Genomic DNA, 433 nt, shown 5'->3' with positions numbered 1-433 from the left:
CAAAACCAGCCAATAGTTGTCAACACTTTTAAATAAAAATATTAAAAATATCATGTTATACTGAATTTGTGCATGCCAAATACCCTTCCAAATACTACGATTGGAAAGTTTTGGTTCACTTGGTTAAATTGTTAAATTAGGCTAAATCTTGGAAAGAGGTTTTGTTTTTTAATAGTGCATAAATCCAATGTAATAGTTTGTTTGCACAAGCTATCACAGCTACTCTAAAAGGTTTTCCTTCTTCCCGTTTCTTATCATAAAACGCTCGTAATCTCTTATTACGAGGAAGGATTTCATCCGTTGTTTTCTGTTTGCGACAGTCACGAATAGCACATTTAACAGCCATATACAAAGCTTGCCGTAGTCTGCTAGATCCTCTTTTGGTAATTCGATTGTAAGTACCTTTGAATGTGCCAGATTCAAAGACACTTGG

The 433-nt window shown here is 34.4% G+C and carries 1 protein-coding gene; it reads right to left on the bottom strand.

Annotated elements, in window-relative coordinates; translation table 11 throughout:
- Window positions 1-136 precede the first annotated feature (136 nt).
- Window positions 137-433 (bottom strand): transposase (locus ACHABW_RS25980; protein WP_435759935.1); only part of this gene is annotated, 297 nt, incomplete at its 5' end.

The organism is Salipaludibacillus sp. CF4.18, from assembly GCF_051262595.1.
GTDB classification, from domain to species: domain Bacteria; phylum Bacillota; class Bacilli; order Bacillales; family Salisediminibacteriaceae; genus Salipaludibacillus; species Salipaludibacillus neizhouensis.
Note: the sequence above shows the minus strand (reverse complement) of the source record. Positions and strands in the feature narration are given on the sequence as shown.